Source organism: Escherichia sp. MOD1-EC5990 (assembly GCF_002965285.1).
GTDB classification, from domain to species: Bacteria; Pseudomonadota; Gammaproteobacteria; order Enterobacterales; family Enterobacteriaceae; genus Escherichia; species Escherichia coli_F.
Genome location: NZ_PTRV01000021.1, coordinates 1 through 23,503 on the forward strand (window position 1 = coordinate 1; position 23,503 = coordinate 23,503).

At 48.7% G+C, this 23,503-nt stretch carries 22 protein-coding genes, 2 tRNA genes and 1 pseudogene; 11 read left to right on the forward strand and 14 right to left on the reverse strand.

The window, feature by feature from the left end:
* Position 1: 1 nt before the first annotated feature.
* From BEB42_RS19915 to cydA, 13 genes are all read right to left on the reverse strand, one after another.
* Positions 2-77, reverse strand: a tRNA-Val gene (locus BEB42_RS19915).
* Between the two features lie 135 nt (positions 78-212).
* A tRNA-Lys gene (locus BEB42_RS19920) sits at positions 213-288 on the reverse strand.
* Positions 289-452: 164 nt separating this feature from the next.
* Complete coding sequence (gene cpoB / locus BEB42_RS19925; protein ID WP_105267499.1) at positions 453-1,244, reverse strand: cell division protein CpoB; 792 nt, start codon at positions 1,242-1,244, stop codon at positions 453-455.
* Positions 1,245-1,253: 9 nt separating this feature from the next.
* Entirely contained in the window at positions 1,254-1,775 is a 522-nt protein-coding gene (gene pal, locus BEB42_RS19930) for a peptidoglycan-associated lipoprotein Pal (protein WP_001295306.1), read from the reverse strand.
* 34 nt (positions 1,776-1,809) lie between these two features.
* Entirely contained in the window at positions 1,810-3,102 is a 1,293-nt protein-coding gene (gene tolB, locus BEB42_RS19935; RefSeq protein ID WP_001295307.1) for a Tol-Pal system beta propeller repeat protein TolB, read from the reverse strand.
* Between the two features lie 132 nt (positions 3,103-3,234).
* Positions 3,235-4,500: a cell envelope integrity protein TolA gene (gene tolA, locus BEB42_RS19940; RefSeq protein ID WP_105267500.1), complete on the reverse strand. Its 1,266-nt coding sequence runs from the start codon at positions 4,498-4,500 to the stop codon at positions 3,235-3,237.
* A gap of 64 nt (positions 4,501-4,564) precedes the next feature.
* Positions 4,565-4,993: a colicin uptake protein TolR gene (gene tolR / locus BEB42_RS19945; protein ID WP_000090097.1), complete on the reverse strand. Its 429-nt coding sequence runs from the start codon at positions 4,991-4,993 to the stop codon at positions 4,565-4,567.
* 3 nt (positions 4,994-4,996) lie between these two features.
* Positions 4,997-5,689 carry a Tol-Pal system protein TolQ gene (gene tolQ / locus BEB42_RS19950; protein ID WP_000131314.1) on the reverse strand — a complete coding sequence of 231 codons (693 nt, stop codon included), beginning with the start codon at positions 5,687-5,689 and terminating at the stop codon, positions 4,997-4,999.
* The gene (gene ybgC / locus BEB42_RS19955; RefSeq protein WP_001098384.1) at positions 5,686-6,090 is read right to left on the reverse strand and encodes a tol-pal system-associated acyl-CoA thioesterase; all 405 of its coding nucleotides are present in this window, start codon (positions 6,088-6,090) and stop codon (positions 5,686-5,688) included. The genes tolQ and ybgC overlap by 4 nt, the downstream gene beginning before the upstream one ends.
* Before the next feature lie 149 nt (positions 6,091-6,239).
* On the reverse strand, positions 6,240-6,533 hold the full coding sequence (gene ybgE, locus BEB42_RS19960) for a cyd operon protein YbgE (protein ID WP_105267501.1): 294 nt from the start codon (positions 6,531-6,533) through the stop codon (positions 6,240-6,242).
* Positions 6,533-6,646 carry a cytochrome bd-I oxidase subunit CydX gene (gene cydX / locus BEB42_RS19965; RefSeq protein ID WP_000270282.1) on the reverse strand — a complete coding sequence of 38 codons (114 nt, stop codon included), beginning with the start codon at positions 6,644-6,646 and terminating at the stop codon, positions 6,533-6,535. Before cydX ends, ybgE begins: the two co-directional genes overlap by 1 nt.
* Positions 6,647-6,660: 14 nt before the next feature.
* On the reverse strand, positions 6,661-7,800 hold the full coding sequence (gene cydB, locus BEB42_RS19970; protein ID WP_105267502.1) for a cytochrome d ubiquinol oxidase subunit II: 1,140 nt from the start codon (positions 7,798-7,800) through the stop codon (positions 6,661-6,663).
* A gap of 15 nt (positions 7,801-7,815) precedes the next feature.
* Positions 7,816-9,384, reverse strand: a complete 1,569-nt coding sequence (gene cydA, locus BEB42_RS19975) for a cytochrome ubiquinol oxidase subunit I (protein ID WP_000884361.1) — start codon at positions 9,382-9,384, stop codon at positions 7,816-7,818.
* 804 nt (positions 9,385-10,188) lie between these two features.
* Between cydA and BEB42_RS19980 the strand changes: the two genes are divergently transcribed.
* The 11 genes and pseudogenes from BEB42_RS19980 (at position 10,189) to cobO (ending at position 22,211) form a co-directional block, all read left to right on the forward strand.
* Entirely contained in the window at positions 10,189-11,133 is a 945-nt protein-coding gene (locus tag BEB42_RS19980) for a hypothetical protein (RefSeq protein WP_105267503.1), read from the forward strand.
* Between the two features lie 81 nt (positions 11,134-11,214).
* Positions 11,215-11,637, forward strand: a complete 423-nt coding sequence (locus BEB42_RS19985) for a hypothetical protein (protein WP_105267504.1) — start codon at positions 11,215-11,217, stop codon at positions 11,635-11,637.
* A 544-nt stretch (positions 11,638-12,181) separates the two neighbouring features.
* The gene (gene glmS, locus BEB42_RS19995; RefSeq protein WP_000710392.1) at positions 12,182-12,631 is read left to right on the forward strand and encodes a methylaspartate mutase subunit S; all 450 of its coding nucleotides are present in this window, start codon (positions 12,182-12,184) and stop codon (positions 12,629-12,631) included.
* Positions 12,631-14,019: a methylaspartate mutase accessory protein GlmL gene (glmL, locus tag BEB42_RS20000; RefSeq protein ID WP_105267506.1), complete on the forward strand. Its 1,389-nt coding sequence runs from the start codon at positions 12,631-12,633 to the stop codon at positions 14,017-14,019. The genes glmS and glmL overlap by 1 nt, the downstream gene beginning before the upstream one ends.
* An 18-nt stretch (positions 14,020-14,037) precedes the next feature.
* On the forward strand, positions 14,038-15,483 hold the full coding sequence (locus BEB42_RS20005) for a methylaspartate mutase subunit E (protein ID WP_000423321.1): 1,446 nt from the start codon (positions 14,038-14,040) through the stop codon (positions 15,481-15,483).
* Positions 15,483-16,724 (forward strand): methylaspartate ammonia-lyase, encoded by a 1,242-nt coding sequence (locus BEB42_RS20010; protein WP_088541591.1) that lies wholly within the window; start codon positions 15,483-15,485, stop codon positions 16,722-16,724. Before BEB42_RS20005 ends, BEB42_RS20010 begins: the two co-directional genes overlap by 1 nt.
* A gap of 3 nt (positions 16,725-16,727) precedes the next feature.
* Positions 16,728-18,084 (forward strand): annotated as a pseudogene (locus tag BEB42_RS20015) (acyclic terpene utilization AtuA family protein).
* Positions 18,081-18,398: a DUF4387 domain-containing protein gene (locus tag BEB42_RS20020; RefSeq protein WP_000813947.1), complete on the forward strand. Its 318-nt coding sequence runs from the start codon at positions 18,081-18,083 to the stop codon at positions 18,396-18,398. The pseudogene BEB42_RS20015 and the gene BEB42_RS20020 overlap by 4 nt, the downstream one beginning before the upstream one ends.
* A 160-nt stretch (positions 18,399-18,558) precedes the next feature.
* Positions 18,559-19,839: a dicarboxylate/amino acid:cation symporter gene (locus tag BEB42_RS20025; RefSeq protein ID WP_000724195.1), complete on the forward strand. Its 1,281-nt coding sequence runs from the start codon at positions 18,559-18,561 to the stop codon at positions 19,837-19,839.
* A 107-nt stretch (positions 19,840-19,946) separates the two neighbouring features.
* Positions 19,947-21,599: a class I fumarate hydratase gene (locus BEB42_RS20030; protein ID WP_074501071.1), complete on the forward strand. Its 1,653-nt coding sequence runs from the start codon at positions 19,947-19,949 to the stop codon at positions 21,597-21,599.
* A 9-nt stretch (positions 21,600-21,608) separates the two neighbouring features.
* Positions 21,609-22,211 carry a cob(I)yrinic acid a,c-diamide adenosyltransferase gene (gene cobO, locus BEB42_RS20035; RefSeq protein WP_000388210.1) on the forward strand — a complete coding sequence of 201 codons (603 nt, stop codon included), beginning with the start codon at positions 21,609-21,611 and terminating at the stop codon, positions 22,209-22,211.
* 33 nt (positions 22,212-22,244) lie between these two features.
* On the opposite strand, the gene BEB42_RS20040 is transcribed toward cobO, so the two are convergent.
* Positions 22,245-23,150: a LysR substrate-binding domain-containing protein gene (locus BEB42_RS20040; protein ID WP_001214260.1), complete on the reverse strand. Its 906-nt coding sequence runs from the start codon at positions 23,148-23,150 to the stop codon at positions 22,245-22,247.
* Between the last annotated feature and the right edge of the window lie 353 nt (positions 23,151-23,503).

The window sequence follows — 23,503 nt, forward strand, 5'->3', positions numbered from 1 at the left end:
GTGGTGGGTGATGACGGGATCGAACCGCCGACCCCCTCCTTGTAAGGGAGGTGCTCTCCCAGCTGAGCTAATCACCCGATACTACGCTGGATACTACAACTAACTAGGTTAGTGGTGGGTCGTGCAGGATGACTCGACTTCGTCTCGCCCTTCGGGCCGTTGCTGACGCAACGTTATCCTTCACGTTTTACTACCGCTTCCACCTTAGCGATTGGTGGGTCGTGCAGGATTCGAACCTGCGACCAATTGATTAAAAGTCAACTGCTCTACCAACTGAGCTAACGACCCACTTTTTCGTTGCTTTCGGTTTGTTTGATATCCCGTGGCAACGGCGGCATATATTACTGATTTCAGACTTGAGCGCAACAAAAATTTCGATGCAGATCACTCAACTGCTTATGATTCGCACGACACGACCAGAAATAATGCGACTTCTGGTCGTGTGTTATGCATTACATCGCGTTCAGACGTTTTTGCGCCTGTTTAGCGCCATCAGTACCAGGGTATTTACTGATAACCTGCTGGTATACGGCTTTCGCTTTTGCGGTGTCACCTTTGTCCTGCATGATGACGCCGACTTTAAACATCGCATCTGCAGCCTTCGGTGACTTCGGATAGTTTTTCACTACCGAAGCAAAATAGTACGCCGCATCATCTTTTTTACCCTTGTTGTAGTTTAACTGACCCAGCCAATAATTGGCGTTTGGCAGATAAGTTGAATCAGGGTAATTTTTGATGAAATTCTGAAATGCCACCATTGCGTCATCCTGGCGGGATTTATCCTGCACCAGCGCAATAGCTGCATTGTAATCCGTGTTTGCATCACCGCTTTTCACCGGCGCGCCAGCATTCGCAGTACCAGCATCAGCTGTCGGCGTCGTTGATGCCGCCGCACCGCTTTGATCGCCGCTGGTTGATTGCGCCGCTGCACCATCGCTGCTGAGGCTATCGATCTGCAACAGGATCTGCTTTTGCCGCTCCACGACCTGATTCAGTTGATACTGATTTTCCTGAATCTGACCACGCAGGGAATCAATATCGGATTGATTATCAGAGAGTTGTTGCTGGAGTTGGGTTAAAAGCTGGCTGTGAGCATTAGAAATACGCTCAAGTTGAGTGACGCGGTCTTCGACCGAGCCTGAGCCGACACTACTGATTGGTGCCTGAGCAAAAGCGGCCCAGGGGGCCGCTATACCAACCAGTAACGACAGACTCAATAGTTGATGTCTGAAGTTACTGCTCATGCAATTCTCTTAGTAAACCAGTACCGCACGACGGTTTTTGGAGTATGCCGCTTCGTCATGACCCAGTACTGCAGGTTTTTCTTTACCGTAAGAAACGATGGAGATCTGGTCTGCAGAAACGCCTTTACCCTGCAGGTACATCTTAACGGCGTTCGCACGACGTTCACCCAGGGAGATGTTGTATTCCGGAGTACCACGTTCGTCCGCGTGACCTTCTACGGTGACTTTGTAAGACGGGTTGCTACGCAGGAAGTTTGCGTGTGCATCCAGCATTTGAGCGAAGTCAGAACGGATATCGTACTTGTCCAGATCGAAGTAAACGATGTTGTTCTGCTGCAGCTGTTGCATTTGCAGACGAGCCTGCTCTTCGGAAGACATGTTGCCATTGCCGCCGTTCGCATCCATACCAGTGCCGGCACCCAGCATGCCTTCGCTGCCGTCATTGCTGGCGTTCTTGTTGGAAGAACATGCCGCAATTGCCATAACAGGCAGAGCAATCATCAGCCCTTTCAGCACTTTGTTCAGTTGCATTTCAATGATTCCTTTACTATTCAATTAATTATTATCACAGATACGGCGACCAGGCAGGGAATTTGACCTGTCCATCAGTTGCCGGAAGACGCGCTTTGAAACGCCCATCTGTAGAAACCAAATTCAGCACGGATCCCATCCCCTGAGAAGAGCTGTAGATTACCATAGTGCCGTTAGGTGCCAGACTTGGCGTTTCATCCAGGAACGTGGACGACAGAACTTGTACGCCTCCCGTTGCCAGATCTTGTTTGGCAATGTGCTGCTGCCCACCATTGGAGCTGACCATTACCATAAATTTACCGTCGCTGCTGACATCCGCATCCTGGTTCTGCGAACCTTCCCAGGTAATACGTTGTGGCGCACCGCCGTTGATATTCACTTTATAAACCTGCGGACGACCGGCCTGGTCAGAAGTAAATGCCAGGTTCTGGCTGTCCGGGAACCAGGTCGGTTCGGTATTGTTACTGCGACCATCAGTCACCTGGCGGATCTGACCAGAAGCCAAATCCATTACGTACAGGTTCAGGCTACCGGTTTTCGACAAGGCGAATGCCAGTTTGCTGCCGTCTGGCGAGAATGCAGGTGCACCGTTGTGACGCGGGAATGAAGCCACCTGACGTACAGCACCATTTGCCAGCGTTTGAATAACTAGCGCTGAACGACCGCTCTCGAAAGTCACATAGGCCAGTTTAGAACCGTCTGGTGACCACGCCGGAGACATCAGCGGCTGCGGAGAACGGTGAACGACAAACTGGTTGTAACCGTCATAGTCAGATACGCGCAGTTCATACGGGAACTGACCGCCATTGGTCTGAACAACGTAGGCAATACGGGTACGGAACGCACCTTTAATGCCGGTCAGTTTTTCAAACACTTCATCACTGGCGGTATGACCAGCATAACGCAGCCACTGCTTGTTCACTTTGTACGAGTTCTGAGCAAGTACAGTACCCGGTGCGCCGCCAGTGTCAACCAGCTGATAAGCAACATTGTAAGAGCCGTCCGGATTCGGAGTGACCTGGCCGACAACCACAGCGTCAATGCCCAGCGCAGACCATGCTGCTGGTTGTACTTCCTGTGCACTACCCGGCTGCTGTGGCAGACGAGCGCGATCTAATGGATTAAATTTACCGCTGTTACGCAAGTCAGCAGCAACGATGCCGCCAATATCTTCAGGTGCTGCACCAGGACCCGCCCACTGGAAAGGAACAACGCCAATAGGACGACCGGAATCTACACCGCTGTCGATCACAATGCGGACTTCAGCATGCAGAACTGATGCCCACAGTATGAGAAAACCAAATGCTACTCGTAATGCCTGCTTCATCATATCTCCCTTATCTGGACCGATGGCCCACGATAATTTAGCAGAATGTTAACAAACTAAAATACACAAAACTACCAGAACCCCGTGGCAACCGGTGTCTGATGTTGACCGTCGGAACAGTCAGCATCGCGATTACGGTTTGAAGTCCAATGGCGCGTTTTTGAACACTTCATATACTGCCTGGCTTGGTGGTTTCGGGATCTTCGCAAGTTTAGCTGCTGCCAACGCAGCCTGACAAAGTGCGGGATCGCCACCTTCAGGTTTGATATCCAGTAACATACCATCGGGTGCCAGTTTTATGCGCAGCGTACAGGTCTTGCCTGCATAGGACGATGCGTCATAGAACTTACTTTCGATAGCAGATTTAATCTGCCCGGCATAGTTATTGATATCGGCCCCTGATGCGCCATTGTTTTTAGTATTACCACTCCCGGCAGGCGAAGCATTGTTCCCTTTCGCCCCTCCCCCCGTTTTCGGTGCATTCTTACCAGAGCTTAGCTCACCGAAAATATCATCTGCCTCTGCGGCAGCTTTTGCTGCAGCGGCTTTTTCAGCTGCAGCTTTTGCCGCTGCCGCTTTTTTGTCTGCGGCGGCTTTTTCTGCCGCTGCTTTCTTATCAGCTGCTGCCTTTTCAGCAGCCGCTTTTTCTGCTGCTTTTTTGTCGGCTGCAGCTTTCTCTGCCGCTGCTTTCTTATCAGCTGCAGCCTTTTCAGCAGCCGCTTTCTTCTCAGCTTCTGCCTTGGTTTTTTCAGCAGCTTCAGTTGCCGCTTTTTTTCTTGCTTCAGCTGCAGCTGCTTCTGCCGCTTCCGCTTTCTTCTTCAGCGCCGCAGCGGCTGCTTCGGCTTTTTTCTGCGCTTCGGCTGCGGCTTTGGCGGCTTCTGCTTCTGCTTTTTTCTTCGCGTCTGCAGCCGCTTTCTTCACTGCTTCTTCCGCAGCTTTTGCATCCGCTTCAGCCTTCGCTTTAGCATCTGCCGCCGCTTTCGCTGCCGCCTCTTCCGCTTGCTTCTGCTTTAACTCGGCCTGTTTTGCGGCTTCTTCAGCCTGCTTTTTCTGCTCCTGAGCCGCTAACCGCTCTTTCTCAAGTTGCTTCAGGCGTTCCTGTTCAGCCGCTTGTTTCTCACGCAGTTCTTCCGCAGCCTGCTGTTCCTTCATCTTGCGCTGCTCATCAGAACGCTTCGCGCTTGATTCCTGGCTTTGCATGCGTTTGTACTGCTCAACTACCGCACCTGAATCAACCATTACAGCGTCGATGGACGAACCACCGCCGCCTCCGGCTGAAGCTTCTATATTCTCATCGAACGAACTCCAGATCAGCGCCGCAAATAAGATGACATGCAGCACTGCTGAAATAATTATCGCCCGCTTGAGCTTGTCGTTTTGTTCGGTTGCCTTTGACACTCTCGGTTTCCAAAAACTGTTCGCCTGTTACCCGCTCTCTTTCAAGCTAGGGAAACGCAGATGTTTAGATAGGCTGCGTCATTAAACCAACCGATTTCACACCCGCACTATGTAACAAGTTCAGTGCTTTAATTATTTCATCGTAAGGCACATCTTTTGCGCCACCGATCAGAAAGACCGTTTTCGGGTTGGCCTTGAAACGGCTGGACACTTCCGCCACCACCTGCTCTGGTGGTAAACGCTCCAGGCGATCTTTCTCAACCACCACGGTGTACTGACCAATACCAGACACTTCAACAATCACTGGCGGATTATCGTTACTGCTCACCGCCTGTGATTCAGTAGCGTCTGGCAGATCGACCTCCACGCTCTGGGTGATGATGGGCGCTGTCGCCATAAAGATCAGCAACAGCACCAGCAGTACGTCCAGCAACGGTACAATGTTGATTTCGGACTTGAGATCGCGACGACCTCGTCCACGCGCTCTGGCCATGGCTTACCCCTTGTTGCTCTCGCTAACGGTAAACGCCTGGCGGTGCAGAATCGCGGTAAACTCTTCCATAAAGTTGTCGTAATTCAGTTCCAGTTTGTTTACGCGCTGGTTGAGGCGGTTATAAGCCATTACCGCCGGAATTGCGGCGAACAGACCAATTGCCGTCGCAATCAACGCTTCTGCGATACCGGGCGCAACCATTTGCAGTGTTGCTTGTTTTACCGCCCCGAGGGCGATAAAGGCGTGCATGATCCCCCAGACCGTACCAAACAGACCAATATACGGGCTGATGGAGCCAACCGTACCGAGGAACGGAATGTGCGTTTCCAGATTTTCAAGTTCACGGTTCATGGAAATACGCATCGCTCGCGACGCCCCTTCCACTACGGCTTCCGGCGCATGGCTATTGGCACGATGTAGGCGCACAAACTCTTTGAACCCGCTGTAAAAGATTTGTTCCGAACCGGTCAGATTATCCCGTTTCCCCTGGCTCTCTTGATAGAGGCGAGAAAGTTCGATTCCAGACCAGAATTTATCTTCAAACGCTTCGGCTTCGCGCGCCGCTGCGTTAAGAATACGGGTCCGCTGGATAATAATGGCCCAGGATGCGATTGAAAAACCAATCAAAATCAACATGATAAGTTTAACCAGAAGGCTAGCCTTCAGGAACAAATCAAGGATATTCATGTCAGTCACTGCTTAAACTCCGCGACAATAGACTTGGGAAGCGCACGAGGCTTCATTTTGAGTGGGTCAACGCAAACAACCAGAACCTCTGCTTCATTCAGCAAAGTATTCTCGGCGTTGACAATACGTTGCGTGAAAACCAAAGAGGTGCCACGCATTGATGTTATTTCAGTCTGTATTTCGAGCATATCGTCGAGCCGCGCAGGTGCATAATATTCCACCGTCATTTTACGCACCACAAAGGCAACGCGTTCAGCCATCAGCGCCTGCTGACTGAAGTGATGATGACGCAGCATCTCTGTGCGTGCTCTTTCATAAAAAGCGACGTAACTGGCGTGGTACACCACACCACCGGCATCGGTATCTTCATAGTAGACGCGAACCGGCCATCGAAACAGCGTTGTATTCACTTTACATCCCGGTAATGCAACAAAAGTTAGAGCTTTTAAACGCTGCTACTATACGCGCGCGATTGAGGTTTGGGAATGAGGGCAAGTTAAGGGAGCGTAAAAATTTATGGGCCTGAAGCGGCCCATAAATTTTTAAAGAGAATTCTGGTTTAAAAGAAGAAGAAAATCAGCCCGACAATGAGAACAATATCGGCAAGCAAAGGGCAAAAAATCCCTTGCCAGAGAACCTTCTGCGGACGAAAGCCCACGCCGTGAATAACACCAGCACAGACGGCCCACATCAGCAATAAACCATGCCAGATTTCCAGTTCACTGGTCTTCGCGGCGAAATGTGACGGGTCCCAAAACATACATCCTGCTAACAGAAGCGCCATCACGAAGGAAAGCGCCCGCAGGGGGCGCTTGTCCATTACCGCATACAAGGTTGCGATAATCTTACTCATCAGATGTCTTCTTGACCGGCTTTGCCTGATTCGACGTGCTCAAGCGCCAGCGCGGTGATTACCCCAAACGAACAGGCAAGAAGCGTTCCAAGAATCCATGCGAAATACCACATTTTTAGCTCCTTACTTAGTACAGAGAGTGGGTGTTACGTTCAATATCTTCTTTGGTGATACGACCGAACATTTTCCAGTAGCACCAGGCGGTGTAGAGCAGAATGATCGGTACCAGAACCACCGCAACCCAGGTCATGACGTTAAGCGTCAGCTGGCTGGAAGTTGCATCCCACATTGTCAGACTTGCGTTCATCATGGTGCTGGACGGCATCACAAACGGGAACATTGCAATACCGGCAGTCAGGATGATGCAGGCCAGCGTCAGGGAGGAGAACACAAACGCCCACGCCGCTTTATCCATACTTGCAGTCAGAATGGTCAGCAGAGGCAGAACCACACCCAGTACCGGAATAGCCCACAGAATCGGCGTGTTGTTGAAGTTCACCAACCATGCGCCAGCTTCACGAACCACTTCTTTATTCAGTGGGTTAGATGCCGCGTAATGGTCCATTGTTGATTTCACAACATAACCATCGATACCGTACATCACCCATACGCCAGCCAGTGCGAAGCAGACCAGTGTCACCAGAGCCGCCACCTGAGCCGTTGCACGGGTACGCAGGTGCAGTTCGCCCACGGTACGCATCTGCAGATAGGTTGCGCCCTGAGTAATGATCATCCCTACGCTCACCACGCCAGCCAGCAGGCCGAACGGGTTAAGCAGCTGGAAGAAGTTACCGGTGTAGTACAGACGCAGGTATTCATCAACGTTAAACGGTACGCCCTGCAACAGGTTACCGAACGCCACACCAATCACCAGCGGCGGAACGAAGCTACCAATGAAGATGCCCCAGTCCCACATGTTACGCCAGCGGGTTTCTTCAATCTTGGAGCGGTAGTCAAAACCGACCGGACGGAAGAACAAAGACGCCAGCACGAGGATCATCGCCACATAGAAGCCGGAGAACGCAGCGGCATAGACCATCGGCCAGGCAGCAAACAGAGCGCCACCCGCAGTGATCAGCCATACCTGGTTACCGTCCCAGTGTGGTGCGATGGAGTTAATCATAATTCGACGCTCGGTGTCGTTACGACCGAGGAAACGGGTGAGCATGCCCACCCCCATGTCGAAACCGTCAGTGACTGCAAAACCAATCAGCAGAACGCCAACCAGCAGCCACCAGATAAAACGCAATACTTCATAATCGATCATTTGACGACTCCTGTCTTAGCGTGCCGGCTGAGTAGTCGTGGAAGACTGCTCAAAGTGATAGCGACCGGTTTTCAGGCTGCTTGGGCCGAGGCGTGCAAACTTGAACATTAAGAACAATTCTGCCACCAGGAACAGGGTATACAGGCCACAAATCAGCACCATCGAGAAGATGAGGTCGCCTGCGGTCAGTGACGAGTTCGCTACAGCTGTCGGCAGCACTTCACCGATAGCCCAAGGTTGGCGACCATATTCAGCCACGAACCAGCCCGCTTCTACAGCAATCCACGGCAACGGAATACCGTACAATGCAGCGCGCAGCAGCCATTTTTTCTCGCCAATACGGTTGCGGATGACACTCCAGAAAGAGAGCGCGATGATTGCCAGCAGCAGGAAGCCACACGCCACCATGATACGGAACGCGAAGTACAGCGGCGCTACACGTGGAATGGAGTCTTTGGTTGCCTGTTGAATCTGCGCTTCAGTTGCATCCGCCACGTTTGGCGTATAGCGTTTCAGCAGCAGACCGTAACCGAGGTCTTTCTTCATGCTATTGAACTGGTCACGAACCGCCTGGTCAGTAGAACCAGAACGCAGTTGCTCGAGCAGAGAGTACGCCTTCATCCCGTTACGGATGCGTTCTTCATGCTGCACCATCAGCTCTTTCAGGCCGATAACCGGGGTATCCACGGAACGCGTTGCAATGATGCCCAGCGCGTAAGGGATCTGGATCGCAAATTTGTTCGTCTCCTCTTCCTGATCAGGAATGCCGAACAGAGTAAAGGCAGCAGGTGCAGGTTGCGTTTCCCACTCGGCTTCAATAGCAGCCAGTTTGGTTTTCTGCACGTCGCCCATTTCATAACCAGATTCATCACCCAGAACAATAACAGACAGAACGGCAGCCATACCGAAGCTGGCAGCGATAGCAAAGGAGCGTTTAGCAAAGGCGAAGTCACGACCTTTCAACATATACCATGCGCTGATACCGAGGATGAACATCGCGCCAGTCACATAACCAGACGCTACAGTGTGAACGAATTTCACCTGAGCAACCGGGTTAAGCACCAGCTCGGAGAAGCTCACCATCTCCATACGCATAGTTTCAAAGTTGAAATCGGACGCGATTGGGTTTTGCATCCAGCCGTTCGCAACCAGAATCCACAGCGCGGACAGGTTTGAACCAAGCGCCACCAGCCAGGTGACACACATATGCTGAACTTTACCCAGACGATCCCAACCGAAGAAGAACAGACCTACAAAGGTGGATTCGAGGAAGAAGGCCATCAGACCTTCGATTGCCAGCGGCGCGCCGAAAATATCCCCTACATAGTGGGAATAGTAAGACCAGTTAGTCCCGAACTGGAACTCCATGGTCAGACCGGTTGCCACACCCAGAGCGAAGTTGATACCAAACAACTTGCCCCAGAACTTGGTCATATCTTTATAAATCTGTTTGCCGGAAAGGACGTAGACCGTTTCCATAATGGCCAGCAGGAACGCCATACCGAGCGTCAGTGGCACAAAAAGGAAGTGGTACATCGCGGTCAAGGCAAACTGTAAGCGCGACAGTTCGACTATATCTAACATCATGACTCCTTGCTCATCGCATGAAGACTCCGAGAGTGAACCCCGTTAGAAAGGGTCACACGCATGCCCCAATACAAAATTATTTGCTCGCCTCTATCGCTGTCTTTTCCTCAAAAGTGGAAAAGACAATGATAAAAAAGTTACAAATATGTTAATGAATAAACCAAATTGATCCCGTAATTATATTACGCCGCAAAATCCTTACAATAAACAGGTTTTTATTGAGCAAATTTGCATTTTTCGACAGTGATCAATTTATAGCGAAATTGTCACGACCTCACCAATTTGATCTACGACAATTTATCGTGTTTTGCAGATTTTTTTCAAGAATTAAAAATTGATTTATATCAAAACCAGTCAAGTATGTTAATTATGTATAAACCATAGACCATTGGTAATTTTATTGTTAATTTATTGTGAAATATTTATGTAACACAATTATTACAATAAAAAGACATAGATAAAAAACCAGTGTTTTATTTAACAGAATCGCCTTATCAACTTTTTATAATACCAATTGATTAGAGTAGCCAATTTGTTGCTATTTTACATAACATATTTTTATCAAAGTTAATTGATTGTTGCCTTTATGAGCATTGCCGTAAGACCGCCATGTTATTGTTTCATTTGTAATAATCACCAATAAGTATCGATGAGAGAGATATCGCTTAACAGAGGCGACTGTGTCTGCATGAACACAGGCAACTTTCGCCTGATAAATGAAAAATGAGCGATTTTTGCAAGTTAGTTTTTCTATAGCCGGGTACGCTGAGCGCCTCGCTTGATTACAATGAGGTTGCTGCCATGGGTCTTGATAATATAGGTTCTGTTGTCAATCGCTTCTCTGGTTGGCCATCAAATGATCCTCTAAAAACAGATAACGAATCAATGACATCACCCGTGACTGTGCAGGTAATAAAGTTGATTGCCGCCATCCTTGACCCACATCGGATAGTCGTTGGTATCGATACACTTTATACAACGCAGCGCAAAACATTTACCTCAGAGGGTCAACAACTCATTGAATCAGCATTGAAAACACTTAATGTGATGAATTTAAATAACCTGGAAACAGATCGTGATGAGGAGGGTAACTATCTGGCTTTTGGATATAACGTTGACACTCCTGACAGAATAACCGTTTCTGCTTATAATGAAAAAAAACCTTTCTGTTATGGCCAATGTCTTTTAATACAGGATGAAGAACCAGATTTATTTAACCTGGTAAAAATTAAAATCTTTGAAGCCAGGCATAATTATGTTTCTAAATTGATGAGCGATCCGGAATTTATGTTTAAATTCAGTTATAGCGCCCAACAAAATAGATTAGAACCTCATCTTCTGGTTCCCACTTATTTCCCTCTAAAAACAAACCAACCGGTTACGCTAGAGGATGTACTGATACTTTATCGTTTCTTTAAAATGAATGGCGATTTTAATATATTAACATCAGATGAATACATGAGTATCATGACACCTCTGATGAAGTGTGAGCGTAGTGTCCACGACCATAACAGGTATGTGACGGGCAAAGATGCTCTTCTTCTGGACAATCCTCCGTCTGGTAACCAGATATATTTCCATATTTCCCCTGACGAATCAGCAACACTTGTCCTTTATTTTTCAGACAATAACCTTGAATCCTTCGTCTTTGAAAATGATATTCCGAGCCAGTATCGACATTTCAAAATGTTTACCAATTTAGCACTAGTTATTGATCAGTTAACCGACGCCAATCAAATACTTTAATTTTCTATATATCCCCTATGGTAAATATTACTAAACAATACCTGGGGATTAATTTTTATTACTCACGGAAAGATTTAAATAATGATACCATCTCAGATTTCTTTTAATACTCTTCCTGTCAATGCAACATGCACTTCAGAGATAACAGTAAACACACAAAAATTCTCTGACATCCTCTACTCAGTGGGGTATTCCCTAAAGGATCTGGCTTATCTGAGCAGATGTCTGGCATCATTACACCCGACACTCGCCAAAAACATTTATGAAACGGAAAATCTCAGCGATCAAAAATTACTTTATATAGATTGCCGTAGTACAAATGAAATCAAGATAAATATCTTTTTAGGTCAAAAAAGAGAAGAATTAATCGAAATTAGTTCTGATACAGTCATTTTTTCGATACTGTCTTCATTGATTGACTCAGCTATTTCTGAACATCGACATCAAATCACCGTTAACGATTCAAATAATTCTGAACTATTTTATGAGGATTATACTGATTAAATCCACTCTGTGCGAACCTGTCCTGCATTTATGCCAGAAGTATTAGAATCTTTGCTTAACGTTACTCATACAGTAGCACCTTCATGTGCCTCTCTTTTTTACGAACAATCAAAAGAACTAACAAAGGGCATAATTCGTATAAATCATTAATTATTTGTTATTTTCAACATTATTTTTACATTAAGCATATATGAATTGCAGTGAAATTCGACTTAACTTTTATGAAATGCATTTACTCATGGCTAAATCCACGTCACAAAAATGCAAATTAGAAGTTGATCACAATTATCTCAATACATCAAATCAAGTTAATTTTAAAAATTTAACATTCATGACATTAGTTGACATAACACGCTGAATTAAAATGAGAATTTAAAAACACACTTTAAACAATCATTTCCCGAAAGACATTTTGAAAATAGATCAATTGCAACATTACGGTCAGATAAAGACACTCCTCTGATATTAAACCTGTGCCGTTATGAACGGCCATAAATACGACGTGTGTAACTTAATTTACTCTCTGTCTTACAAAGGATTACCCATGAAGAAAGCAACACTTGTGATTGGCGTTATTGGCGCGGACTGCCATGCAGTAGGCAATAAAGTTCTGGACCGCGTTTTTAGCAACCATGACTTCAGAGTCATTAATCTGGGCGTAATGGTCAGCCAGGACGAATATATTGATGCTGCCATTGAAACTGGCGCTGACGCAATTGTCGTCTCCTCTATCTATGGGCATGGCGATATCGACTGTCTGGGCATGCGCGAACGCTGCATTGAGCGTGGCTTGGGGGACATCCTGCTCTATGTGGGCGGCAACCTGGTGGTCGGAAAACATGACTTCGCTGACGTGGAAACCAAGTTCAAAGAGATGGGATTTGATCGCGTCTTTTCCCCAAGTCATGACTTAGAAGATGTTTGTCAGCTGATGGCCCACGATATCAACCAACGTCATGACGTTGATACTCGCATTCTTGAAGAGGCAATCTGATGCAAATCGTCTCTGTCGATATTGGATCGACGTGGACCAAAGCAGCCCTCTTCACCCGGGAGGGGGACGCGTTAACGTTGGTTAACCACGTTCTGACCCCAACCACCATCCATCATCTGGCAGAGGGATTTTTCTCCAGCCTTAACCAGGTGTTAAACGTAGATAATGCCCTCCCCCTGTTAAACCGTGGTGAGGTTGCATTGAAGTATTCCTCCTCTGCCAAAGGTGGGCTGGCGGTTGCCGCAATGGGATTGGTGCCTTCTATCACCCTGGAAACCGCGAAAGTAACCGCTCACTCTGCGGGTGCTAAAATTGCGCAATATTACGCCTACAAGCTGAACCGCCGTGATATCCAGGCACTGGAAGAAACGCAGCCCGATATTCTCTTGTTCACCGGCGGCACCGACGGCGGAGAAGAAAGCTACGGACTGAATAACGCCCGTGTGCTGGCAGAATCCAAACTCGACTGCGCCATTATTTATGCCGGAAACCGGGATATTCAGGACAAGGTGCAGGAGATCCTCGGGCATAAAGACCTGACCATCGTCGACAACGTTCTGCCCGATCTTGACCATCCGAACCCTTTAGCTGCACGCCAGGCTATCTGCGACATATTCCTTAAACGCATCATTAAAGGGAAAGGGCTGGATGTCATTGTTGATAAAACAGGCGAAGAACCAATGCCGACACCATGGACGGTCTTTGAACTGGTTAAGGCAATCAGTAACGTCGATCACAGCTGGAAAGAGTTCATGCTGATCGACATGGGCGGCGCAACCACCGATGTCTATTCCGCCTGTGCCAACACGCTCTCGCCCGACACTGTTTTACATGGCGTACCGGAACCCTTCGTAAAACGGACGGTGGAAGGCGATCTGGGAATGCGCGTCTCGGCAATGGTGGTTGGTGAAAGTGCGAAAGAGTTAGTCAGTGTGAATTTTGCTCAGCAACCCGCACAGTTGGACGCTTTTTATCATTACCTCCGTCATCTAGTCGCTCATCCCGACTACTTACCCGCGAATGCAGATGAAAAATATTTCGATACCGTCCTGGCCGGACTGTGTGTGGGTTATGCCACCGAAAGACATGCGGGCACCAAAAAAGAGGTCTGCACCTGCATCGGCAATGTCGATTTACAGATGGGCCGCGACCTGACAACTGTGCGTAAAGTCGTTGGATCCGGCGGATGGCTCTCGCGTGCCAGTCAGTTCGATATGCATCGCTGGTTGAAATACCGCGAGTTAAACGACGACGGTAAACGCATTCTCTTACCGACCGAATTTGAATATTACCGCGATTCCCGGGGGCTATTACCACTGCTGGCAAACGTCGCAAGAGTCGATCCGCTGGCCGCCGCGCGCACCAGTATTCAATGCTTAACCCTATAACAATTAAGGCTGCAATCAATGGAACTTCGAAATAAGAAATTAACCCATGACGAATTCATGACCGAGCGGCAACAGGTACTGAAAACCTGGGAAACCGGCAAGGATGTTGAAAACTTTGAAGATGGCGTTAAATACCAACAAACCATTCCTGAGCATAAACGCTTCTCTCTTGCCCTGCTGAAAGCAGACAAGGAAGGTAAAACCCTTAGCCAACCGCGCGCAGGCGTGGCGCTGATGGACGAACACATCGAACTACTGAAAACACTACAAGAAGAGTGCGATCTGCTGCCGAGCACTATCGATGCATATACCCGTCTGAATCGGTACGAAGAAGCGGCTGTAGGGATTAAAAAATCCATCGAAGCCGGAACCTCTAAACTGAACGGTTTACCGGTAGTTAACCACGGCGTCGCAGCTTGCCGTCGCCTCACCGAAACTCTGCAAAAACCGCTACAGATCCGCCACGGCACGCCAGATGCGCGTCTGCTGGCTGAAATCTCGATGGCCAGCGGCTTTACCAGTTATGAAGGCGGCGGCATTTCCTACAATATTCCGTATGCCAAGCGCGTAACGCTGGAAAAATCGATCCGCGACTGGCAGTACTGCGATCGTTTAATGGGGATGTACGAAGAACACGGGATCCGCATCAACCGCGAACCGTTTGGCCCACTAACGGGTACGCTGATCCCGCCGTTTATCTCGCACTCTATCGCAATAATCGAAGGCTTGCTGGCACTGGAACAGGGTGTGAAGTCTATCACCGTTGGTTATGGTCAGGTCGGTAGCCTGACGCAGGATGTTGCGGCGATCCAGTCTCTGCGGGAACTTGCACACGAATATTTTCAGAGCTATGGCTATACCGACTACGAATTAAGTACCGTGTTTCACCAGTGGATGGGAGGCTTTCCGGAGGACGAATCGAAAGCGTTCGCCATTATCTCCTGGGGTGCTGCCGTCGCGGGGATGTCTGGTGCTACCAAAGTCATCACCAAAAGTCCGCACGAAGCCTGGGGCATCCCGACTGCTGCTGCCAACATTCAGGGGCTAAAAGCCTCCCGCCAGATGCTCAACATGGTCAACGAGCAGAAATTCCCGCCGTGCCCGGCGGTTGAACTAGAAATTGAACTGATTAAGAGCGAGGTTCGCGCTGTACTGAACAAAGTGTTCGAACTGGGTAATGGTGATATTGCGCGCGGTACGGTGCTGGCATTTGAAGCGGGCGTACTGGATGTGCCGTTTGCACCAGCCGCCTGCAACGCGGGCAAAATTCTTCCGGTCCGTGACAACACCGGCGCGATACGCGTACTGGAAGCCGGAGCCGTTCCATTGCCAAAAGATATTCTCGACCTCCACCACGATTACGTTGCGGAACGCGCGCGCTTTGAAGGACGCCAACCGACATTCCAGATGGTTGTAGATGACATCAATGCTGTATCCCACAGTAAATTAATAGGAAGACCATAATGAAAATAAAACAGGCCCTTTTTACCGCTGGCTACTCCTCATTCTATTTCGATGATCAGCAGGCGATAAAAAACGGAGCGGGTCACGACGGCTTTTTCTACACCGGAGAGCCGGTAACACAGGGGTTTAACGCCGTACGTCAGGCCGGGGAGTGCGTTTCGGTTCAGTTGATTCTGGAAAACGGTGCGGTCGCCGTAGGCGACTGTGCTGCCGTACAGTATTCCGGGGCAGGCGGTCGCGATCCACTGTTCCTCGCAGAGCACTTTATTCCGTTCCTCAACGACCATATCAAGCCATTACTGGTAGGCCGCGATGTGGATGCTTTCCTGCCGAATGCCCGTTTCTTCGACAAATTGCGTATTGACGGCAACTTGCTGCATACCGCCGTACGTTACGGATTATCACAGGCGCTGCTTGATGCTACCGCGCTGGCAACCGGCCGTCTAAAAACTGAAGTGGTCTGTGATGAATGGCAGTTGCCACGCGTGGCGGAATCCATTCCATTATTTGGTCAGAGCGGCGACGATCGATATATCGCTGTCGATAAGATGATCCTTAAGGGCATCGACGTGCTACCTCATGCGCTGATTAATAACGTCGAAGAGAAACTAGGCTTTAAAGGAGAAAAACTGCGCGAATATGTCCGTTGGCTATCCGATCGGATTCTAAGCAAACGCACCAGCGCACGCTACCACCCTACCCTGCACATCGATGTATACGGCACTATTGGTCTGATCTTCGATATGGATCCGCTTCGCTGTGCGCAATACATCGCCAGTCTGGAAAAAGAGGCGCAAGGCCTGCCGCTCTACATTGAGGGGCCGGTCGATGCCGGTAACAAGCCCGATCAAATTCGCCTGCTGACCGCGATTACCAAAGAGCTGACGCGCCTCGGTTCCGGCGTGAAAATCGTGGCCGATGAATGGTGTAACACCTACCAGGATATTGTTGATTTCACTGATGCCGCCAGTTGCCACATGGTGCAAATCAAAACCCCGGACCTTGGCAGTATTCACAACATCGTCGATGCAGTTCTTTACTGCAACGACCACAGCATGGAAGCGTACCAGGGCGGCACCTGCAATGAAACTGATGTCAGTGCCCGCACGTGTGTCCACGTCGCCCTTGCCGCTCGCCCTATGCGTATGCTGGTAAAACCGGGGATGGGCTTTGACGAAGGCCTCGATATCGTCTTCAACGAAATGAATCGTACTATAGCGCTGTTGCAGGCTAAGGATTAACAAATGGCTCGTTCTTTTAAAGTCTTATCGCCAACGGCAATCCTCGGGTATGGATTCCCGGAAGAGAGCTTCCGCAAAGCGATGGCAGAATCGCCCGATCTGATCGCCGTTGATGCAGGCTCTTCCGATCCAGGTCCCCACTACCTCGGGGCAGGCAAACCGTTTACCGATCGCGCAGGAGTCAAGCGCGATCTGCGCTATATGATCACCGCAGGCGTGCAAAATAATATACCGGTGGTGATCGGAACGGCCGGCGGTTCTGGTGCCGCTCCACACCTGGAGTGGTGCCGAGAAATAATTCATGAGATTGCCCGGGAAGAGCGCCTCTCGTTCTCGATGGCGCTGATCCCGGCAGACGTTGACAAAGCCATCGTCCACCAGGCGCTGGATAACGGCAAAATCACGGCGCTGGATTTTGTCCCGCCGTTAACCCACGACGCGATTGACGAAAGTACTTATATCGTCGCGCAAATGGGCATCGAACCCTTCCAGCAGGCGCTGAAAGAAGGCGCGCAAGTAGTGCTGGGCGGGCGCGCTTACGACCCGGCCTGCTTTGCTGCGCTACCGATCATGCAAGGCTTTGATGAAGGTCTGGCGCTGCATTGTGGGAAAATCCTTGAATGCGCGGCAATCGCCGCAACGCCCGGCTCAGGCTCTGACTGTGCGATGGGCATCATTGATGACAACGGCTTTACGCTGAAGACATTTAATCCGAAGCGTAAATTTACCGAAACGTCAGCGGCTGCACAAATCCGATCCCTACTTCCTGCCAGGACCTGGCGGCGTGTTGAACCTGAAAGGCTGCACATTTAAAGCGGTCAATGACGGCGAAGTGTACGTCAGCGGTTCTAAGCATGAAGAAACGCCGTATGCCCTGAAACTGGAAGGTGCGCGACGGGTGGGCTTCCGCTGTCTGACCATCGCAGGAACGCGCGACCCGATCATGATCGCCGGGATCGATAAAATCATCGATGAAGTCAAAACCAGCGTTTCGCGTAACCTGTCGCTCGACGATGACAGCATTCGCATCAATTTCCACCTGTACGGCAAAAACGGGGTGATGGGCGACCATGAATCGATGCAAACTGCCGGGCATGAGCTGGGGATTGTCCTTGATGTAGTTGCACCGACCCAGGAAATTGCCAACAGCGTTTGCTCGCTGGTGCGCTCTACCATGCTGCACTACGGCTATGAAAACCGCATCGCTACCGCAGGCAACCTGGCGTTCCCGTTCTCCCCTTCTGATATCCAGGGCGGGCCGGTATACGAATTTTCCATATATCACCTGATTGAAGCCAACGACGCTCTGCGTTTTGATTTCCATATTGAACAGGTGACGCCAGAAGGAGTTCAGGCATGAAACAGTCAATTGTCTCACTGGCGCAAGTCATTCGTTCGAAAAATGCCGGACCTTACGAACTGGTTTTAGATATTTTATTTAAAACGAAAGAAAACTATGAGCGAGTAAAATCATCAGGGCAATTAACCCCAGAACTGATTGCGCGCTTATATCATGTTGAACCTGACTTTATTCATCGTATTGTCTGGTTTGATCCTTCTAACGCAGTAAAAATTGTCATGCCACGAGATATTATCTCCGGGAATGTAGGTGACAATGATGTCTATGGCGCACAGCAACATGCACCTTTATTAAATATGAGTTTCGATTTGTAAAAATCCGAACACTTTTAGCCAACTGACATCCCGTCACTTATTGCAGCTCAACACTTCAGCTATTTGTAAGGTTGTTATAGCAGGTAGATGCCTGAATCTCTATTCAGGCATCCACTTCTCCTGATTCTGATTTATCGCCGTGCACCTGATGGAGGAAAAAATGAAGAAAATAAGTTTAACCATGATGATTCTTTTGGCGCTGGTACTTGGAATGATTATCGGCGTAGTGCTCAATAACACTGCTTCACCGGAAACAGCAAAACTCTATGCGCAAGAAATATCGATATTCACGACGATTTTCTTACGACTAATAAAAATGATTATCGCTCCGTTAGTGGTCTCTACCCTGGTGGTAGGTATTGCTAAAATGGGCGATGCCAAAGCCCTTGGTCGTATTTTTTCTAAAACACTCTTTTTATTTATTTGCGCCTCATTGCTGTCAATTGCCTTAGGCTTGATAACGGTAAATTTCTTCATGCCAGGCACAGGAATTAATTTTGTTGCACACGGTGCCGAAACCACCGGAGTGGTCGCGTCAGAACCCTTTACACTAAAAGTATTTATTTCGCATGCTTTCCCCACCAGCATTGTCGATGCCATGGCGCACAATGAAATTTTGCAAATCGTGGTGTTCTCAATTTTCCTCGGCTGTAGCCTGACGGCGATTGGTGAGAAAGGCAGCGCCATCGTTCACGCCTTAGATTCGCTGGCACATGCCATGTTAAAGCTCACTGGCTACGTCATGCTCTTCGCTCCCCTGACCGTATTCGCCGCTATTTCAGCATTGATTGCTGAACGAGGACTGGCAGTTATGGTGAGCGCCGGGATCTTTATGGGTGAATTTTATTTCACCATGTTATTACTTTGGGTGCTGCTTATCGGTCTGGCCATCGTTTATGTCGGCCCCTGCATCAGACGCCTGACCCGCGCCCTTTCAGAACCCGCCCTGCTGGCATTTACCACATCCAGTTCTGAAGCTGCTTTTCCGGGAACGCTTGAAAAACTGGAGCAATTTGGCGTTTCCCCCAAAATTGCCAGCTTTGTCTTACCCATTGGCTACTCATTTAATCTCGTTGGATCAATGGCCTACTGCTCCTTCGCCACAGTTTTCATCGCCCAGGCCTGCAATATCCATTTATCCATCGGTGAGCAAATCACCATGCTGTTGATCCTGATGTTGACCTCGAAAGGAATGGCTGGCGTACCACGCGCCTCAATGGTGGTTATCGCCGCCACGCTCAACCAGTTCAATATTCCGGAAGCGGGGCTGATCTTGCTGATGGGCGTTGATCCGTTCCTTGATATGGGGCGTTCCGCGACAAACGTCATGAGCAACGCAATGGGCGCTGCGATGGTGAGTCGGTGGGAAGGCGAACATTTCGGCGAGGGTTGTCGGGGTAAAGCATTAAAACCCAACGAATCGAACGTTGCTCTGCCCTGAGGGGGATCTTAAGCAATCAGAAGCCAATGACTACGCATTTTTATAAGCCGGATCATGAAGTTAGACGGCAATTAAGTAACACTAACGTTTAAGGTGAAAAGTGAAATATGTCCAAACCATTTATCTGGCAAGAACCGTTTCTACAAAATAAAGACGGTACAGAATATACATTAATTAGCGATCAACATATTACAGTAACGGAATTAGACGGCGAAGAAGTGATAAAAATCGCTCCTGAAGCATTAACGCTGCTTGCCCGGCAGGCATTTTATGAAGCCTCTTTTTTCTTACGTTCCGCTCATTTGCAACAGGTCGCCAGCATTCTTAACGATCCGCAGGCCAGTAGTAATGATAAATACGTTGCGTTGCAGTTATTACGTAATGCTGAAGTCTCAGCAAAAGGGGTATTACCCAACTGTCAGGATACCGGCACCGCAACTATTGTTGCCAGTAAAGGGCAACAGATATGGACGGGAGGTAACGACGCTGAAGCCTTAAGCAAAGGCATTTACAGTACTTTCCAGGAAAATAATCTGCGCTTTTCACAAAATGCGCCGCTGGATATGTATACCGAAGTCAATACGCAAACCAATCTCCCGGCGCAGATTGATATCAGCGCTGTCGCTGGTAATGAGTACCATTTTCTCTGTGTTAATAAAGGGGGCGGCTCCGCCAATAAAGCCGCGCTTTATCAGGAAACCAAATCCTTATTGCAACCAGAAAAACTGACCGCGTTTTTAATCGACAAAATGAAATCGTTGGGCACGGCCGCCTGCCCGCCCTACCACATCGCCTTTGTCGTCGGAGGGCTTTCAGCCGATCAAACCTTAAAAGTTGCCAAGCTGGCCTCAACGAAATATTACGACAATTTGCCCACCAGCGGAAATGAGCAAGGACAAGCATTCCGTGATATTGAGCTGGAAAAAGTATTGCTCGAGGCCAGTCAGCAATTTGGTATTGGTGCGCAATTTGGGGGTAAATATTTCGCTCATGATATTCGCGTCATTCGTCTGCCGCGTCACGGTGGCTCCTGCCCGATAGCTATGGCGCTCTCCTGTTCTGCCGATCGCAATATCAAAGCCAAAATTAACAAGCACGGTATCTGGCTGGAAAAACTCGAACACAATCCGGGGCAATATATTCCAGCCTCATTGCGGGAAGAAAATCACGCGCAACATGTACACCTGGATCTAAACCGTCCGTTGCGTGACGTGATGCAGGATCTCGCCAGATTACCGGTAGGTACCCGTGTGTCGTTAAGTGGTCCCATCGTAGTGGCGCGCGATATCGCCCACGCAAAAATAAAAGCGCGGCTGGATAGCGGCGAATCGATGCCGGATTACCTGAAGCATCATATTGTCTATTACGCTGGCCCGGCGAAAACACCGGAGAACATGGCCTGCGGTTCACTGGGTCCAACCACGGGCGGTCGAATGGACGGTTATGTCGAAACCTTCCAGGCGGCTGGCGGCAGTCTGGTAATGTTATCGAAAGGTAACCGCAGCCAGCAGGTCACCGATGCCTGTCACAAACATGGCGGCTTCAATCTGGGAAGTATTGGCGGTGCAGCTGCGTTACTGGCGCAAGAATATGTCAAAAGTCTGCGTTGCCTGGAATACCCGGAGCTGGGTATGGAAGCGGTGTGGATGATGGAAGTGGAAAATCTGCCCGCATTCATCCTGGTCGATGATAAAGGCAATAATTTCTTTAGTCAGTTTGAGCAGCAACACCGCTGCGCCAGTTGCCCTGCGGGACATTAAGGAAAATGAATGGAAGCGCGAATTTCAACTGAACGGCATGTGCAGCGCCAGCAGAAATTGAAGGAACAGGTCGATACGCGCGTCGCGGCGGCGATAGAGAAAAAAGGGATCTTGATTGTTTTCACCGGCAACGGCAAAGGGAAATCCACTGCCGCGTTTGGTACTGTAACGCGCGCGGTGGGCCATGGCAAAACGGTGGGGGTTGCGCAGTACATCAAGGGGCAATGGGACAACGGCGAATACAACCTTCTCCAGCCGCTGGGGGTTGAGTTTCATATTATGGGAACCGGTTTTACCTGGGAGACTCAGAACCGGCAAGCGGATATCGACGCGGCGAAAGAGGTCTGGTCGGAAAGCAAACGGATGCTGGCTGACAAGCGTTACGACTTAGTGGTGCTTGATGAGCTGACCTATATGCTGGCTTACCATTATCTGGACACCGAAGAAGTGATCACTTCTCTGCAAAACCGCCCGGCACAACAAAGTGTCATTGTCACCGGACGCAGTTGCCACAGTCAGATATTAAAAATGGCGGATACGGTCAGCGAAATCCGCCCCGTCAAACATGCTTTTGATAACGGCATTCAGGCGCAGCCGGGTATCGACTGGTAATAACTGCGCCTGGCATCCCGCCAGGCGCAGGTTTTACATCTCCTGCGGTACGACCGATTTCGCCAGCAACCATTCACGAAATTGCTGCAAGTGCGGCGAGTCAGACTTCTCTTCCTGCCACGTCATAATAAAACGATTACCGGTACGAATAGGCACATCACAGGGAATCACCATATCGCCACTATCCAAATCATGTTGAATAGCGAACCGTGGTAACAGCGCCACGCCGAGATTAGAGCGCACGGCGGCAATCAGCATTGAAAGCAAATCGAAACGTGGTCCGTTATTGACCAGCGGACTGCTAACGCCAGATAAAGCAAACCACTCTTCCCAGCCAGTAATACGGGTGCTTTGATGCAGAAGTGGTAACTCAGTAAGCAGTTCTGCCACTGACAGTTTTTGATCGGACATTGCAAGCAAACTGCCGCTGCATACCGGCAAAATCTCCTCTTCAAAGAGATATTCGACCTCCGCCCAGGGCGCGCAAAAATTTTCGCGCATAATGACAGCATCGTACTCCCGATTAAGAAAATCGCCGTTATTAGCTAAAGAATGAATATTAACAATAATATCGGGATGTAACTTTGTGAATTCATGTAAATTTGGGATTAACCAGTGGGTACTAAACGTAGGATTAACGGCAAGTTCAATAACCTGAACCGTAGGCTGCCAGGTCATAATCGTATTGGTATCGCGTTCCAGCTTATTTAATGTTTCTTTTACTATCCCCAGGTAATACTTCCCTGCATCATTAAGAAAAATGCGTTTTTTAGAGTGTGAAAATAACGGAGTATGTAAAAATTCCTCCAGCGCACTTACTTGTCTGAATACAGCACTTTGGGTTAACGCTAACTCCTCTGCCGCTCTGGTATAGCTTTCATGACGTGCGACGACCTCAAAAGTCACCAGCAGCTCCGTTTTAGGTATTTTTCCTCGCATAATGCCGTCCGTGAAAAAATAACAATTCAAAAATTATTTTATAAAAAACAGTAGCACTAATGAATATCATAATTCAAATAAACAAACCAGTCAGCTATATGTCTAACCAGGAAAATAAAGTGACAATAATCCTAAAACAGGAATTTCACCTCAGTTATCCGCATGCAATACTTTAAAGCTATTATTGCAAGAATATTATTCATATACATGAATATACTCTAAATAAGTCAAGTTGCAGGAAGGGAACAAATAATGAATATCCAGAAGCTTACATAAGTAAGTGACCTGGGTGAGCGAACATCGATGCAGCACATGCAACTTGAATTATGACAAGTATACAATGATAAATTTAT

Excerpts from the sequence above, each read along its gene's own strand:
- cpoB (WP_105267499.1), bottom strand. The coding sequence starts at position 1,244 with ATGAGCAGTAACTTCAGACATCAACTATTGAGTCTGTCGTTACTGGTT.
- pal (WP_001295306.1), bottom strand. The coding sequence starts at position 1,775 with ATGCAACTGAACAAAGTGCTGAAAGGGCTGATGATTGCTCTGCCTGTT.
- tolB (WP_001295307.1), bottom strand. The coding sequence starts at position 3,102 with ATGAAGCAGGCATTACGAGTAGCATTTGGTTTTCTCATACTGTGGGCA.
- tolR (WP_000090097.1), bottom strand. The coding sequence starts at position 4,993 with ATGGCCAGAGCGCGTGGACGAGGTCGTCGCGATCTCAAGTCCGAAATC.
- ybgE (WP_105267501.1), bottom strand. The coding sequence starts at position 6,533 with ATGAGTAAGATTATCGCAACCTTGTATGCGGTAATGGACAAGCGCCCC.
- cydX (WP_000270282.1), bottom strand. The coding sequence starts at position 6,646 with ATGTGGTATTTCGCATGGATTCTTGGAACGCTTCTTGCCTGTTCGTTT.
- cydB (WP_105267502.1), bottom strand. The coding sequence starts at position 7,800 with ATGATCGATTATGAAGTATTGCGTTTTATCTGGTGGCTGCTGGTTGGC.
- cydA (WP_000884361.1), bottom strand. The coding sequence starts at position 9,384 with ATGTTAGATATAGTCGAACTGTCGCGCTTACAGTTTGCCTTGACCGCG.
- BEB42_RS19980 (WP_105267503.1), top strand. The coding sequence starts at position 10,189 with ATGGGTCTTGATAATATAGGTTCTGTTGTCAATCGCTTCTCTGGTTGG.
- BEB42_RS19985 (WP_105267504.1), top strand. The coding sequence starts at position 11,215 with ATGATACCATCTCAGATTTCTTTTAATACTCTTCCTGTCAATGCAACA.
- glmS (WP_000710392.1), top strand. The coding sequence starts at position 12,182 with ATGAAGAAAGCAACACTTGTGATTGGCGTTATTGGCGCGGACTGCCAT.
- glmL (WP_105267506.1), top strand. The coding sequence starts at position 12,631 with ATGCAAATCGTCTCTGTCGATATTGGATCGACGTGGACCAAAGCAGCC.
- BEB42_RS20005 (WP_000423321.1), top strand. The coding sequence starts at position 14,038 with ATGGAACTTCGAAATAAGAAATTAACCCATGACGAATTCATGACCGAG.
- BEB42_RS20010 (WP_088541591.1), top strand. The coding sequence starts at position 15,483 with ATGAAAATAAAACAGGCCCTTTTTACCGCTGGCTACTCCTCATTCTAT.
- BEB42_RS20020 (WP_000813947.1), top strand. The coding sequence starts at position 18,081 with ATGAAACAGTCAATTGTCTCACTGGCGCAAGTCATTCGTTCGAAAAAT.
- BEB42_RS20025 (WP_000724195.1), top strand. The coding sequence starts at position 18,559 with ATGAAGAAAATAAGTTTAACCATGATGATTCTTTTGGCGCTGGTACTT.
- BEB42_RS20030 (WP_074501071.1), top strand. The coding sequence starts at position 19,947 with ATGTCCAAACCATTTATCTGGCAAGAACCGTTTCTACAAAATAAAGAC.
- cobO (WP_000388210.1), top strand. The coding sequence starts at position 21,609 with ATGGAAGCGCGAATTTCAACTGAACGGCATGTGCAGCGCCAGCAGAAA.
- BEB42_RS20040 (WP_001214260.1), bottom strand. The coding sequence starts at position 23,150 with ATGCGAGGAAAAATACCTAAAACGGAGCTGCTGGTGACTTTTGAGGTC.